The sequence below is a fragment of the Mesorhizobium sp. WSM2561 genome (assembly GCF_000513915.1).
Taxonomy (GTDB): domain Bacteria; phylum Pseudomonadota; class Alphaproteobacteria; order Rhizobiales; family Rhizobiaceae; genus Mesorhizobium; species Mesorhizobium muleiense.
Map to the genome: position 1 here is coordinate 476,937 of NZ_AZUX01000001.1, position 13,966 is coordinate 490,902.

Below are 13,966 nucleotides of genomic sequence, written 5' to 3' on the forward strand. Positions count from 1 at the left end.
CGCCTCTCAAGAAAGATTGCGTTTGACCTTTACATCGGCCCCACGGACGCGAGCCCAGCAGCACGCAGGCTGCCGTCTGCAAGGCGGGTCGGTGCATTGGCATCGGCGCGCATGTCGGTCTCGGACGACACCGTCACCTCCTCGCCGGACCGCGAGAACGCGTAGAGCGGGCCGCGGTGGCCCGGCATCGAAAAGGCCACGGAGTCGCCGTCGGCGAGGCCCATGACGACGCGCTGCGGATCGCCGCCGAACTTTGGCGCGAAGGTGGCGGTGACCTCCAGGAGGTCGCCTTCGACCGGGACGTAATAGACGACCATGTCGAGGTGTCCCTCGTGCAGGCTGCCGGCTTCGATCGGGCGTCCTATGGTGGCTTCCTCGGCAAACGCCGGGGCGGCAAGAAACAGCGCGGCCAAAACCGAGGCACTCAGGGTTTTGCGGATCATCTCGTATCTCCTTCTTTTTAGATTGCGTTCGAACTTTATAACTGAGTTAGATTACGAATGCAATCTAAAAAAATGAAAAAATTGATGATGCGTGTGAGGCGCTGCAGAAAACCGCGAAACGGCGATCAATGCGGCAGGCCGGCTTTTTCGGGAGCGCGGCTTTGACGGCATCGGCCTTAGGATTTTGATGGAGGCCCGGGCTCACCCAGGGCGCGTTTTTGCAAGCAGTCGCATCCAAGAACGATCTGGCGGCGCAAGGCGTCCAGGCGGGCGATGGAGAGTTCCGCCGGTGGTCTCGCGGACCGTCACCGATGAGCGGCTGTCGAAGCGGTTCCAGCAAGCGGCCGCCGAGCGCGCGCTGATGGGGTCGTCTGCGGGCGATGCCCGGCACGGCCACGGGCTGGCGTACCCGCGGTTACGCTGCGGGCCGCTGACTGCGCTTCTGCTAGCCTGCAATTGGTTCGGCAACAGCCTCTTCGAGGCCAGTTGCCGCTTGGGCGGCAAGACCGCGGGCCGCTGCTTGTGAATCGTAGAATTCCGCAAGTGCATAGACCTTGCCCCACCGCAGGGTGAATACGTGGAGACCACTGTTGACGTAGGATGCGTCGCCGTTGAGCAGCGTCGCGGTGCCGTCCCACTGGGCAAATACGGTGGTATGCCACGGCCAGCCCTTCACCCAGACGTGGTTGACCGTGAGATGGAGATTGGGCAGGACGCGGCCGAGGCGCTCAAACCAGCGGCGCACGGCTTCCTTGTCGTGGCGCTCACCACCAAGCGCGTGGGCGCCGGAAACGCGGTGATGGACATGCGGCACGAGTGCTTTCACCGCCTCATCCCAGCGATGGTTGTTGACGTGGTCGAAGCTCTGCCGGATCGATTTCTCGACGATATAACTGTATAGCATTTGACCTCTCCTCCAAATTTGTTCGATGCGTGACCGGGGCACCGTGCGCAGCCGAATTGGATTGCGTTCGTACGCTATACCTGCTATAGATGTCGAACGCAAGCTAAATAAGGAGATCGACATGCGTGTGAGTCGCATTCAGGCGGCGGAAAACCGCGAAACCGTGATCAATGTGGCAAGCCGGCTTTTTCGGGAGCGCGGCTTTGACGGCATCGGCCTTAAGGACCTGATGCAGGCTGCCGGGCTGACCCAGGGCGCGTTCTACAAGCAGTTCGCCTCCAAGGACGATCTGGCGGTGCTGGCGTCGAGGCGGGCGATGGAGAGCGCCACGCTGCGGTGGTCGGCCGCGACTGCGGCAAAATCCGAGGATCCGCTTGGCGCGGTGATCGCATTCTACCTCAGCATGGACCATCGCGGAGAAAAGATGGACGGCTGCCCGATTGTCGCGCTTGGTTCGGATGCCGCCAGACAGGGCAGCGACGTGAAAGCGTCGTTCGAAGCCGGGATCAAGGAGCATCTCGAAATCTTCGGCCGTTTCATTGCCGAGGCCAATGGTGAGGAGCCCGAGAGAAAGGCTATGGCCATTCTCTCGACGATGGTCGGTGCGCTGACGCTATCGCGCGTCGTCAACGACCCGGACCTCGCCCAGGCCTTTCTGGACGCGGCGACCGAACAGGTTCGCGAAGCAGCTGCCCCTTGAACGGCGTGGACAGCGCTGGCGGCGCAGCCAAATTGATAGGAAAATAGATGCGACGGATTGTTGTTACAGGCATGGGAGCGGTCACGCCCCTTGCTGCCGATGTCGACGCGTCGTGGTCGCGGCTGCTGGCCGGTCGCTCGGGCATCCGCAGACTTCCGGACGATATGGTGGGAGACCTCCCGGCCAAGATCGGAGGGGTGGTTCCCTCGCTGGAAGACGATCCGGACGCTGGTTTCGATCCGAATACCGTCCTGGCTGCAAAGGACCAGCGCAAGGTAGACCGGTTCATCATCTTCGGGCTCGCCGCTGCCGAAGGGGCCCTCGCGCAAGCAGGGTGGGCGCCCGTCTCGGAAGCGGATCGCCTGCGCACGGCCACGATCATCGCGTCCGGCATCGGCGGCTTCCCCGCCATAACCGAGGCGGTGCGCACGGTCGACCAGCGCGGCGTCCGCCGTCTCTCGCCGTTTACGGTACCGTCCTTCCTGGTGAACCTCGCGGCGGGCCACATCTCGATCCGCCATGGCTTCAAGGGGCCACTCGGCGCGCCGGTGACGGCGTGCGCGGCCGGCATCCAGGCGATCGGCGATGCGGCCCGCCTCATCCGCGCCAACGAAGCCGATATCGCCGTGTGTGGCGGAACCGAAGCCTGCATGAACATCGTCAGTCTCGGTGGTTTTGCTGCCGCACGCTCTCTTTCGACCGGCTTCAATTGGGCGCCGGCTCAGGCGTCACGGCCTTTCGACGTGTCGCGGGACGGCTTCGTCATGGGCGAAGGAGCCGGCGTGCTGGTCATCGAGGCGTTGAGCCACGCGCTGGCGCGCGGTGCGAAACCGCTCGCCGAGCTCGTCGGCTATGGCACGACGGCGGATGCTCATCACGTCACCTCCGGTCCCGAGGACGGCGACGGGGCGCGCCGAGCCATGCAGATCGCGATTGCCCAAGCCGGCATTTCGCCGCGTGAGGTTCGACACCTCAATGCGCACGCGACCTCCACGCCGGTCGGTGATCTCGGGGAAATCGCGGCGATCAAAACACTCTTCGGCGCAGATTCCACCATCGCCGTCAGCGCAACGAAATCGGCGACCGGACACCTGCTCGGAGCCGCCGGCGGGCTTGGAGCCATCTTCGCAATCCTGGCGCTCAGGGATCAGGTGGCGCCGCCGACCCTCAATCTGGGCGCGCCGGATCCAGCCGGCGACGGCATCGACTTCGTCGCAAGCCAAGCCCGCCCGATGGCAATGGACTACGCGATATCAAACGGCTTCGGCTTTGGCGGCGTCAACGCCAGCGCGCTATTCCGGCGCTGGACGGACGAGTTGGCCGGTGCGAACGCCAGAGGCGCTCATAACTGACTCCGACCTTTCGTGCTTCTTCCATGCCAATCCAAAATCAGTCCAACCCAAAGAAAGAAATGATTTCCATGAACAAGACCAATCCTGGCGTCGCCCTGGTGACGGGGGCGTCCTCCGGCATCGGGCGCGCGACGGCCATAGCTTTGCAAAGCGCCGGTTTCCGCGTGTTCGGCACCAGCCGTCGCGCAGCCGCCAAAAACTCCGACGGCCTGACCATGCTGGTCTGTGACGTGACCGATGACGCGTCGGTGGCGAAACTGGTCGATGACGTGCTGGCCGAGACCGGGCGCATCGACCTGCTCGTCAACAATGCCGGCATGGGTCTGTTTGGTGGCGCGGAAGAGTCCTCAATGGTCCAGGCTCAGGCACTGTTCGATGTGAACGTCTTCGGCGTGCTCCGCGTGACCAACGCGGTCCTGCCGATAATGCGCCGTCAAGGCAAGGGTAGAATCGTCAATCTGAGTTCGGTGCAGGGGTTCATCCCAGCTCCCTATTTCGCGCTTTATGCGTCGACCAAACATGCCATCGAAGGCTATTCCGAATCGCTCGACCATGAACTGCGCCCGTTCGGGATTCGCGTTGCATTGGTCGAACCCGCCTATACCCGCACGTCCTTCGAAGACAATCTCGCCAGGCCGGACCAGTTGCTTGATATCTATGACGCTGCGCGCGCTGGCATGAACGCAGTCGTGCGGAAAGCAATGGAAAAAGGCGATTCGCCCGAAGTGGTAGCCAAGACGGTTTTGGCGGCTGCGACCGATCGCGCTCCGAAGAGGCGCTATGCGGCGGGAAAAATGGCGCGCCAGGTCAGTCTCCTGCGCCGTTTCGTCCCCGCATCCGCATTCGATAAGAGCCTGCGTAAGCAGAACGGGCTGCCGGTCTGACGACATCGAAGACACCCCGCGAGACCGGAATCATCGGCCCGGGAAACGTCGGCGCCGCATTGGCGCAACGCAACCTGAAGCAATTGCCTAGAACGCCCGGCGGTTGTTGGTGTTAGATAAGCGATATGTTATATTGCAGTGCGAAAGAGCGGGGGCCACGTCCTTTCACACCCGTAAGCGATCTGTATGTGCGACCCCTGCAGACTTGTCGGTATCTCGGAAACCTCCCGGGCATGGGGTTCGGGAATTCGATGGGGGTAATGGGGCAATGCTTTACACGCTGGTTATGATGGTCTGCCTGACGGATGTGCCGCAGACCTGTGAACAACGCGAGCAGATGGTGGACGGCCTGGCGATGAATCCCGGGACCGCCTTCATGCAGGCGCAGCCGCTGGTCGCCCAGTGGATCGAGACGCATCCCGGTTATTTCGTGCGGCGCTGGCGCGTGCTGCCCGGCCGGGGATCGTGAGATCCGCTGCGAAGATAGAGGTTCTACTTCTTCGCGGCGAGGGTTTCCAAGACGGCCTTGGACAATTGATAAAGCCGCTGCTCGATGATCGTCGGCACTTCACAGACGTAAGTCAGTGATTGGACGCGTTCATTGAAAATTCGCGTTGCGAATTTCAGCTGCTCGGTTCGCCGTCCGATGTCGTCGGGATCCGCATCCGGCTTTGCCCGCAACGCATCGACGTCGGACGCTTCCTTGCGCAAGGCGGCGGCCATTTCGAGCTGCTTGCGGGCGTAACGAGAAATGCCTGAGATCACCTGCGAACGTTCGGCGTCCATGTGATCGAACATGCCTTGCACCAGCATCGCCATTTTCGGCGCAAGCTGCTCGACCGGCAGCGAGGCGGCGAAATCCTTGATTTTCTTTTGGGCTTCGGCAATCGGCATCCGCCTGGCCGCCACCTCCTCGACCAGGGCGGAGACGGCAGGGTCCTTCGAAAAATCCTTCGCCGCTGGCGGAAGCTCCGGCCCGTTCCAGATCTGGCCGAGCGAGAGTTGCGGCACCTTGCGCTGTATGCAGGGCCAGTCCGGATCGGTATTCGCCGCCCTGGCGTTCACGCTCGGCGCGATCATGGCAACCACAGCCAGGCTGCGAACAAGACTCATTCGTGCCATCAGGCATTTCCTCCGGTGTCTTGTTTGCGGGTCACCAGGCCGCGCGAAGGGTCGTAGGCGATGATGGCGGCGGCAAGGAACAGAACAGTGCAGCCGGCAACGACGCCCAGCGACAGCCACTCGATCTGGCCGTAGAAGGCGAAGCGGATCAGTTCGACGGCATAGGTGAACGGATTGGCGAGGCAGATCTTGTGCAGCAGCGGGCTCGCCTCCTGGATGCGCCACAACGGATAGAGCGCCGGCGAGGCAAAATAGCCGGGAAAGATGACGAAGTTCATGATGCCGGCGAAATTTTCGAGCTGCTTGATCATCGACGACAAAAGCATGCCGAGCGCGCAAAGCATCATGCCCGACAGGAACAGCGCCGGCAGCACCATGAGATAGCCGATCGGCGGCGCCTTGACGCCCCAGAACCAGGCAACGATCAGGAACGCATAGACCTGCGCGATCGATACGGATACGCCGGCGAGCATCTTCGACACCAGCAGGAACCAGCGCGGGAAGGGGCTGACCAAAAGGGTGCGCATGTTGCCCATCTCGCGGTCATAAACCATCGACAGCGAAGACTGCATGCCTGAGAACAGCAGGATCATGCCGCACAGCCCCGGCGTGATGTAGACCTCGTAGAGCACGTAGGTCTTGTAGGGCGGGATGATCGACACGCCGAGCACCTGCCGGAATCCGGCGGCAAAGATGAACAGCCAGATGAGCGGCCGAACCAGCGAGGATATGAAGCGCTCGCGCTGGTGCAGGAAGCGCAGGCATTCCCGCAGGACGAGGCCCTTGAGGCAGATGAGATAGTGGCGCAGGCCGAATTTCTCAAACTTCTCCGGAAAGATGCCGGCGACTTTTTCGGGTATTGAAGGAGCGCTCATGGCGATATCCCCGCGGTGCCGGCCTCCTCGATGCGGCTGAGCCTGGAAAAGGCGTCGCGGATCGAGCCGGCGCCGCTCGTCCTGACGACATCGGCCACCTTGCCCTTGGCGACCAGTTCGCCCTGGCGCAGCACGACGACATGGTCGCCGTCGTCAACCTCGTCGATCAGATGCGTTGCCCACAGCACGCCGATGCCCTCGGTTTCGACGAGCTTGCGGATGGTGGCGAGAATGCCGGCGCGCGACTGGATGTCGAGACCGACCGTCGCCTCATCGAGCAGCAGTAGCGACGGGCGGTGGAGCAGCGCCCTGGCGATCTCGATGCGCCGCATCTGGCCGCCGGAAAGGCTGCGTGCCTTGTCGTGCTGCCGGCCCGGCATGTCGACGATATCGAGCAGCGCGGCAATGCGCTGCCGGGCCTCGCGTCCGCCGATGCCATGCAGCGCCGCGTGGTAGGAGAGGTTCTGGTGAACGCTGAGATCGAGGTCGAGCGTGCGCGCCTGGAACACGATGCCGACCCGCCTGAGCGCCTCGCCGGAGGCGCGGCTGACGTCATGGCCGAAGATGCGGATCGACCCACGGCGCGTGTCGTAAAGGTGGCTGATCAGCGAGAACAGGGTTGTCTTTCCTGCGCCGTTGAGACCGAGAAGCACGGTGAACGTCGCCGGCGCGATCGAGAACGAGACGTCGCTGAGCGCCCGCTTCGAACCATAGGAATGGCTGACGGCGGCGACGTCGAGCGCCACCTGATCTCCCGGTCCGCTTGTCCTCACATGCTGCACGCCGGTCGGCTCCCTTGTCGTCGACAACAGTCTAGCCCAAGTCTAGGCCACGGGGCGCGATCGCGCAGGTCCTGCTTTCAAACCTTACTTGATCGTGATCGTGCCCTTCATGCCCTTGTCGGCGAGGTCGGGCACCGACCATGTGTAGATGCCGGGCCTCACGGTGGTGAACTGTACCTGGATGGTGCCGTCGGCGTCGAATTCGAGCCACGCGGGTGCGCCGTTCATGTGCACCTCGAGGTCGTTGATGACGATCTGATTGTTCCACACATTGCGGAACAGGTCGGTGTGGAATTTGTACTCCAACCCGCCCGCCGCGGTGATCTTCCAGCGATAGCCCTGGCCGGCGATCAGCTCAAAATCCTTCTGGTTGGCGGTGAACTGGTCTTGCTTGCTGCCGAGGATAAGTTCCGGCACGTCCTTGCTGGCCCGGGTCGCCTTCTCGGCTTTCGGACTAGCCTCCGTGCTGGCCGCTCCGGCGGCGGCGTCATCGTCATCGCCGTCCTGCGCCCAGACCTGGCCCTGGGTGAGCGCCATGCCCACCAGCGCGGCGAAAGCGACTGCCCGAAATTTCCGCATGATTTCCTGCCCTTCTGCTGTTTTTCTGTCGATTTGATTCACTTGGTTTATTCAATGTTCATGTGGCGGGATTCATTTGGGAGAGACGACGACGCCCCACGGCAGCGCGCCGACGGTCACCGACTGCACCGGCTCGTCGGTCTCCACGTCGATGAAGGTGATGTCGTTCGACACGCCGTTGGTCGAGATGATGGTCTTCTGGTCCGGGGTGAAGGCGAGCTGCCAGACGCGCTGGCCGACCAGCACATATTTCTCGACCTCGTATGTCTGCGTGTTGACCACCGCGACGCGGTTGGCCGGCCCGAGCGCCACATAGGCCTTCTTGCCGTCGGCGGTGATGCGCACACCGACCGGCTGGATGGATTCGGGCCTCAGGCCGGCAACCTTGAAGGTGATCTTCTGGACGACTTCGCGCGTTTGATTGTCGATCACCGAAACCGTGCCACCGATCTCGGCGCTCACCCAGGCCTGCTTGCCGTCGGGGGTGAACTCGACGAAGCGCGGACGCGCGTCAACCAGCACGTTGTCGGTGATCTCGTGCGTCGACGTATCGATGAAATGCGCCATGTTCGTCGTTTCCGACGTGTTGACCATGGTCTTTCCGTCCGGGCTGACACCCATGCCCTCCGGTTCGACGCCGACCGGGATTTCCGCCAGCACCTTCTTACCCTCGATGTCGATGACGGTGACGAGATTGTCGTCCTCATTGGCGACATAGAGCGCCTTGCCGTCAGGCGACAGCACGAACAGCTCCGGGTCGGGCCCGGAAGGCAAGGTATCGACGATCTCCAGCGACGCCGTGTCGATGACCTCGATCGAATCATCGTCGCTGGCGCAGAGATAGATGTGCTTGCCGTCGTGGGAGATGGTGATGCCGCGCGGACGCTGCCCGACATTGACGGTCTTCACCACCTGCATCGTCGCGGTGTCGACGACGGTCATTGTGTTGTCTTTCTCGTTGGAGACATAGGCCATGTAGGCCGACGCCGGACCGGCCATGAAGCCGGTCGCAACTATGGCGAGTGCGCATGCTCGTCTCTGCACCGAAATTCCTCCCAATCTTTTCTACTTAAGCACGCATTTTGTTTCCGGCTCGTCGACCCCGAGCGTATCGAGCTCGGACAGCTGGTGCAAAAATCCCTCCTGCGGCGATGTCGAGACGACCGACCTGGTGTCGCCGAGGAAGATCGGCTGCCGCAACTGCTGGTTCCATTTGCGGAAGGTCAGTTTCTGCCCCTTGAAGGCGGCGATCGAAAAATCGTCGGAGCGGATGAAATCGGCCATCTTGCGCGGGTCGGCGCCCTGCGTGCGGGTCGCCGCCTCACCGAGGATGCGCACCGCGGTCCACGCCGCCATGTCCTTCGACACCATGCGGCGGCCGTTTGCCTTGGCGAAGCGGTTCTGGATCTGGGTGCCGCCCCATTGCTCGCTGGCCGGATGCCAGGCCGACGGGGTGAGGCCGGCGGTGCCGGCGACCGGCCGCGGGATCCAGGTGCGGAACGGAACGTAGGTGCCGAACACCTCGCTTTCGTCGGCGACCAGCAGCACATCGTGCTCCGGCAGGTCCTGGGTGAAGACAGGCATCTGCCGCTGGATCTGGACGACGCCGGAATCGGTCCGCCGCGCCGTGCCGGTATCCTCGAACAGCTTTTCGCCGACGATCTCGCCGCCGAAGCGCGTCGCCGCCCGGCGCAGCGCCTCGGCAAAAAGCTGGTCGCGCTCGTGCGAGCCGTAGATCAGCACCCAGCGCCGCCATTGCTTCCAGATGAGATATTGCGCCAGCCCGTCGGCCAGCATGCTGCGCGTCGGGATGGTGTGGAAGATGCTGGCGCGGCATTCCTCCTCGCGAAGACTGTCGTCGGTGGCGCCGGCGTTGAAGATCAAGACGCCGCTATCGCGGGCAAGGTCGGCGATCGACAGCAACTGCCTGGCCGAGAGGTCTGCGACCACATAGCGGTTGCCTTTGGCGATCATCTCCTGGAAGGCCGGGACGACATCGGCATCCGGCTTCACCTCGGTCACGTCAAGGCTGAATTTCTGGCCGAGGAAGCTGCCGGTCGTGTTGTTGTCGGCAATCGCCACATTGCCGCCGGCAACGCCTTCATCGCGCGGCGGGACGTCGAGCACCGACAAGGCCAGCTGCGGCGCATAGGCGCGCAAATAGCCTATCTTGATCTCGGTCACCTTTTTTTCCGGCTTGGCCGTTGCGGCCGGCTGCTTGCCCGTCGCTTCCTGGGCGAGCGCGCCCGCAACGTTGACGGTCAGGGAAAAAAAGCACAAAAAGGCCGCCAGAGTGCCCGGCACCGCGCTCGTCATCGATAAAATTACCCGTTCTTGCGCTAAAGTCCGATTGTTGTCGGAGCGGCGCGAAGTCAAGGTGCCCGTGATGAGCTTAGCTGACCCGCAAATTTTATCAAACCCTGAAAGTGGACTGCTCACGTCTGCTTTAGTGCCATGCCTGCTCGCCCGAACGGCGACCGAGCGGATTCTGGTATTCGGGCCCAAAAGCGTCCTTTTCCTCATGCCGGAGAAAGTCCGTCAATGACCAGAATGCTGGCCAGCGTCACCGGCGTCGACGAGGCGGAGATCGCGCTTTCTGGTGGCGTCGACATCGTCGACCTGAAGGATCCGAAGGCGGGAGCGCTGGGCGCGGTGTCGACGCAGACCATCCGCCGGACGATTTCGCTGATCGCCGGCCGGGCGCCAGTCAGCGCGGTCTGCGGCGACCTGCCGATGGAACCCGAGACCATCCGCGCCAAGGCCGAAGAGATCGCCGCAACCGGCGTCGATTACGTCAAGATAGGTTTTTTTCCGTCGGCAAATGTCGCGGCTTGTGCTGCGGCGCTCGAACCGCTCGCCGCGCGAACGAAACTGATCGCCGTGCTTTTCGCCGACCTGGCGCCGGATTTCGAGCTTCTGCCGATGCTTGCCGAACATCGCTTCCATGGCGCCATGGTCGACACTGCGCACAAGGCCAACGGGCGGCTGCTCGACCATCTGCCGCCCGAGCGTATCCCGGGATTCATCGATCGAGCGAAATCGCTCGGCCTCATGGTTGGGCTGAGCGGATCGCTGGAAGCCCCTGATATTCCACGCCTGCTGCCCTTCGCTCCCGATTTTCTCGGCTTTCGCGGGGCGCTGTGCGGCGATTCCGGCCGCGTGGGTTCGATCAGCGCCGAGGCAGTTGCGCAGATCCGCGAGTTGATCCCGGAAGCATCCCGGGCCGGCGGCGCGTCGAGCGTCGACTACCGCCTGCTGGCGGCGAGGGGCTATTCGCCGGGCACCGACCCGACACTGGGCACCGACAAGATCTTCGTGCGGGACTTTGTCCTGCCGGTCCAGATCGGCGCCTACAGTTTTGAGCACGGCCATACCCAAAAAGTGCGTTTCGACGTGACCGCCGACGTGCTGCAAGTCACCGACCATCCCGAAGACATGCGCCATGTGTTCTCCTACGACATCATCATGGACGGCATTCGCACCATTGTTGCGCGGGGCCACATCCAGCTTAGCGAGGCCTTGGCCGAGCAGGTGGCGACCTACATTCTGGAGAACCCGCGTGTCGTGCGGGTCACGGTAAGGGTGGAAAAACTCGAACTCGGCCCAGGCGGCGTCGGCGTCGAGATCGAACGCAAGCGCCAATCGGCAGGTCGCGGCGTCGCCTCCGGCCCTGCCGGTCGAAAAGACCAAGGCGCTGTTTCCCGGCCGCGACAGGAAAGGCCCGAGGCCATCAGGCGAGCCGCCGTCAAGCCGTCCGTCGTCAAGCTTGGCGGCAGCACCGTCCATGCGGCGGAACTGGAAAGCTGGATCGCGGCGCTGGCGGGTTCCAAGCTGCCGATCGTCATCGTGCCCGGCGGCGGCCTGTTCGCCGACCAGGTGCGCGAGACGCAGATTTACATGGATTTTTCCGACACCGCCGCCCACGCCATGGCGATCCTCGCCATGGAGCAGTTCGCCCAGGTCATCCTCGACCGTGACGAAAGGCTGGCGCCGGCACGGTCGCTGGAAGAAATGGGGCGGGCGCTGGACGCGGGGAAGATCCCGGTGTGGCTGCCGTCGTCATTGGCGCTGCCGGCGCCGGACATTCCGGCGTCCTGGGATGTTACCTCCGATTCCCTTGCCGCCTGGCTTGCCGGCAAGCTCGGCGCGAACGCGCTGCTCTTGATCAAGCAGACCGGCGCCTTCTCCGGCAGCGACACGATCGACAGCCTGGCGGTCAGAGGCATCGTCGACGCCGGCTTCGCCGCCATGCTGCCCGACGATGTCGATTTCCATCTCGCCGGTCCGAAAGATGCAGCCGAAGCCGGGGCGCTGCTCGCGTCGGGCAATCTGCCCGGCATGCGGATCGCGGCCCCGATCCGGTCGGCAAGAAAAGCAGGGTAGGCGATGGCGACGCTGCATACGCCGCGCTGGGCATGGGTTTTGACCGGTTCCGGTCATTTTTTTTCGGAGAGCTTCGCACTCATTCACCAATTAGAGCACTGCGATGTCTTCGTGTCGAAAGCCGCCAACGAAGTGCTGCGCATGTACAAGCTCAAGCTCGATTTCCCGGAGACGACGCGGGTGCTGCACGACAAGACGGCGAGCGCGATCCCGGTCGGCGAATTCTATCACGGTGTCTATCACACCGTCGTGGTGGCGCCGGCCAGTTCCAACACGGTCGCCAAATGCGTGCACGGCATTTCGGACACGCTCGCCACCAACGTCTTTGCCCAGGCGGGAAAATGCCGGGTGCCGGCCATCGTCTTTGCATGCGACACCGCGCCGGAACTCGAAACCATGGCGCCGCATGGGCTGGTCAAGGTCTATCCGCGCAGGATCGACCTGGAGAATACCAACCACCTGAAGAGCTTCGAGCGGACCCAGGTGGTCGAGTCGCTCGCCGATCTCGAAGCCTCGGTCAGACGGCGCCACGCCGAACTCGCAAGCCATGGCTGAGCGGCTGGCCTTTCTTACCGGCCATCTGGCCAAGGTCCGACTGGAAAGGCTGCTGGCCGGACTGGGCGAAACCGAATTTGCCTGGGAGATCATCGACATCGGCGTCAAGGTCGCTGCGTTGATGAGCGAAGACATCATCAAGCGGCGGCTCAGCCTGACAGGCGGCACCGACCGCGTCATCCTGCCCGGCCGCTATCGCGGGGACATCGAGCACCTGTCGAACCATTTCGGGGTGCCCTTCGTACGCGGTCCCGACGAGATCGCCGATCTGCCGGTCTTTCTCGGCCGGGCGGGCGAGCCGCCTGACCTTTCGCGTCACGACATGCGCATCTTCGCCGAAATCGTCGATGCGCCGATGCTGTCGATCGAGGCGCTGGTGGCGAGGGCACGGACGCTGGCTTCGGCCGGCGCCGACGTCATCGATGTCGGCTGCCTGCCGGAAACGCCGTTTCCGTTGCTGGAAGAGGCCGTGCTCGAGCTGAAGGAACAGGGATTTCTGGTCAGTGTCGATTCCGCCAGCACGGACGAACTGTCGATCGGCGCACGCGCCGGCGCGGACTATCTTCTCAGCCTGGATGAGAACACGCTGCCGTTGGCCTTCGACCACAAGGCTGTACCAGTGCTGATCCCGTCCACGCCCGGCGACCTGGATTCGCTCGGCCGGGCCATCGAAGCAGCGCAAAAGGCCGGCATCGCCTTCATCGCCGATCCGGTGCTCGATCCGATCCATTTCGGCTTTGCCGCCTCACTTGGGCGTTTCATCGAGGCGCGCCGCCGCTGGCCTGAGGTCGAACTGCTGATGGGCACCGGCAACCTCGCCGAATTGACCGACGCCGACAGTTCCGGGGTTACCGCCGTTCTGGCCGGGCTCTGCTCGGAACTTCAGATCCGAAACGTGCTTGCCGTACATGTCAGTCCGCACACGCTGCGAACGATCGAGGAGCACGATATTGCCCGCCGCATCCTGTTTGCGGCGAAGAACGACGGTGCGCTGCCGCGGAGTTATCATCCAGGGCTCCTGCAGGTTCACGACCGCAAGCCGTTTACGGCCTCGACCGAGGATATCGCAGCACTCGCGGCAGAGGTGCGCGACACGAACTTCCGTATCATCACCGCCGAGGACGGCATCCATGTTTTCAACGGCAAGGGGCATGCGGTTGCCACGGATGCATTCGAACTCTTTGCCGGGCTTGGCGTTGAGGCGGATGGCGCACACGCGTTCTATCTCGGCGCGGAACTGATGAAGGCCGAGATCGCGTGGCGCCTCGGCAAGCGCTATGTGCAGGACGAGCCGCTCGCATGGGGCGCTGCCGCGCCGGCTCCCGAAACCGACCGCACCCGTCTTGCGGAAGCGGGCCACACGCTTCGCGCGAAGAAAGAACGCTAA

The 13,966-nt window shown here is 63.2% G+C and carries 16 protein-coding genes and 1 pseudogene; 9 read left to right on the forward strand and 8 right to left on the reverse strand.

Annotated elements, in window-relative coordinates:
* Positions 1-29: 29 nt before the first annotated feature.
* Complete coding sequence (locus M727_RS35675) at positions 30-443, reverse strand: hypothetical protein (RefSeq protein WP_051505487.1); 414 nt, start codon at positions 441-443, stop codon at positions 30-32.
* Positions 444-567: 124 nt separating this feature from the next.
* Here M727_RS35675 and M727_RS42875 point away from each other — a divergent pair.
* Positions 568-728 (forward strand): annotated as a pseudogene (locus M727_RS42875) (TetR family transcriptional regulator); the annotation flags it as partial.
* 160 nt (positions 729-888) lie between these two features.
* Here the strand turns inward: M727_RS42875 and M727_RS0102400 are convergent.
* Positions 889-1,347: a nuclear transport factor 2 family protein gene (locus M727_RS0102400; RefSeq protein WP_027151314.1), complete on the reverse strand. Its 459-nt coding sequence runs from the start codon at positions 1,345-1,347 to the stop codon at positions 889-891.
* 121 nt (positions 1,348-1,468) lie between these two features.
* Between M727_RS0102400 and M727_RS0102405 the strand changes: the two genes are divergently transcribed.
* From M727_RS0102405 to M727_RS0102420, 4 genes are all read left to right on the forward strand, one after another.
* Complete coding sequence (locus M727_RS0102405; protein WP_027151315.1) at positions 1,469-2,047, forward strand: TetR/AcrR family transcriptional regulator; 579 nt, start codon at positions 1,469-1,471, stop codon at positions 2,045-2,047.
* Positions 2,048-2,094: 47 nt separating this feature from the next.
* On the forward strand, positions 2,095-3,399 hold the full coding sequence (gene fabF, locus M727_RS0102410; RefSeq protein WP_027151316.1) for a beta-ketoacyl-ACP synthase II: 1,305 nt from the start codon (positions 2,095-2,097) through the stop codon (positions 3,397-3,399).
* Between the two features lie 68 nt (positions 3,400-3,467).
* Positions 3,468-4,283: an oxidoreductase gene (locus tag M727_RS0102415; RefSeq protein ID WP_027151317.1), complete on the forward strand. Its 816-nt coding sequence runs from the start codon at positions 3,468-3,470 to the stop codon at positions 4,281-4,283.
* A gap of 268 nt (positions 4,284-4,551) precedes the next feature.
* Positions 4,552-4,752, forward strand: coding sequence for a hypothetical protein (locus tag M727_RS0102420; protein ID WP_027151318.1), 201 nt, complete (start codon positions 4,552-4,554; stop codon positions 4,750-4,752).
* A 23-nt stretch (positions 4,753-4,775) separates the two neighbouring features.
* Here the strand turns inward: M727_RS0102420 and M727_RS0102425 are convergent, their stop codons facing one another.
* The 6 genes from M727_RS0102425 to M727_RS0102450 form a co-directional block, all read right to left on the reverse strand.
* On the reverse strand, positions 4,776-5,405 hold the full coding sequence (locus tag M727_RS0102425; RefSeq protein ID WP_027151319.1) for a hypothetical protein: 630 nt from the start codon (positions 5,403-5,405) through the stop codon (positions 4,776-4,778).
* Positions 5,405-6,280 (reverse strand): ABC transporter permease, encoded by an 876-nt coding sequence (locus tag M727_RS0102430; RefSeq protein WP_027151320.1) that lies wholly within the window; start codon positions 6,278-6,280, stop codon positions 5,405-5,407. The genes M727_RS0102425 and M727_RS0102430 overlap by 1 nt, the downstream gene beginning before the upstream one ends.
* Positions 6,277-7,062: an ATP-binding cassette domain-containing protein gene (locus M727_RS0102435; protein WP_051505507.1), complete on the reverse strand. Its 786-nt coding sequence runs from the start codon at positions 7,060-7,062 to the stop codon at positions 6,277-6,279. Before M727_RS0102435 ends, M727_RS0102430 begins: the two co-directional genes overlap by 4 nt.
* A gap of 84 nt (positions 7,063-7,146) precedes the next feature.
* Positions 7,147-7,641 carry a hypothetical protein gene (locus M727_RS0102440; RefSeq protein WP_027151322.1) on the reverse strand — a complete coding sequence of 165 codons (495 nt, stop codon included), beginning with the start codon at positions 7,639-7,641 and terminating at the stop codon, positions 7,147-7,149.
* A gap of 72 nt (positions 7,642-7,713) precedes the next feature.
* The gene (locus M727_RS0102445) at positions 7,714-8,640 is read right to left on the reverse strand and encodes a YVTN family beta-propeller repeat protein (protein ID WP_051505488.1); all 927 of its coding nucleotides are present in this window, start codon (positions 8,638-8,640) and stop codon (positions 7,714-7,716) included.
* Positions 8,641-8,706: 66 nt separating this feature from the next.
* Positions 8,707-9,825: an ABC transporter substrate-binding protein gene (locus M727_RS0102450; protein WP_245268361.1), complete on the reverse strand. Its 1,119-nt coding sequence runs from the start codon at positions 9,823-9,825 to the stop codon at positions 8,707-8,709.
* Between M727_RS0102450 and M727_RS42880 the strand changes: the two genes are divergently transcribed.
* From M727_RS42880 to M727_RS0102470, 4 genes are read left to right on the forward strand one after another with little or no spacing between them, the layout of a single operon-like run.
* Complete coding sequence (locus tag M727_RS42880) at positions 9,812-10,186, forward strand: hypothetical protein (protein WP_236390931.1); 375 nt, start codon at positions 9,812-9,814, stop codon at positions 10,184-10,186. The genes M727_RS0102450 and M727_RS42880 overlap by 14 nt on opposite strands.
* Positions 10,183-12,024 (forward strand): (5-formylfuran-3-yl)methyl phosphate synthase, encoded by a 1,842-nt coding sequence (locus tag M727_RS42885; RefSeq protein WP_084646598.1) that lies wholly within the window; start codon positions 10,183-10,185, stop codon positions 12,022-12,024. Before M727_RS42880 ends, M727_RS42885 begins: the two co-directional genes overlap by 4 nt.
* Before the next feature lie 3 nt (positions 12,025-12,027).
* Positions 12,028-12,579 carry a flavoprotein gene (locus M727_RS0102465; RefSeq protein WP_027151325.1) on the forward strand — a complete coding sequence of 184 codons (552 nt, stop codon included), beginning with the start codon at positions 12,028-12,030 and terminating at the stop codon, positions 12,577-12,579.
* Positions 12,572-13,966, forward strand: coding sequence for a DUF6513 domain-containing protein (locus tag M727_RS0102470; protein ID WP_027151326.1), 1,395 nt, complete (start codon positions 12,572-12,574; stop codon positions 13,964-13,966). Before M727_RS0102465 ends, M727_RS0102470 begins: the two co-directional genes overlap by 8 nt.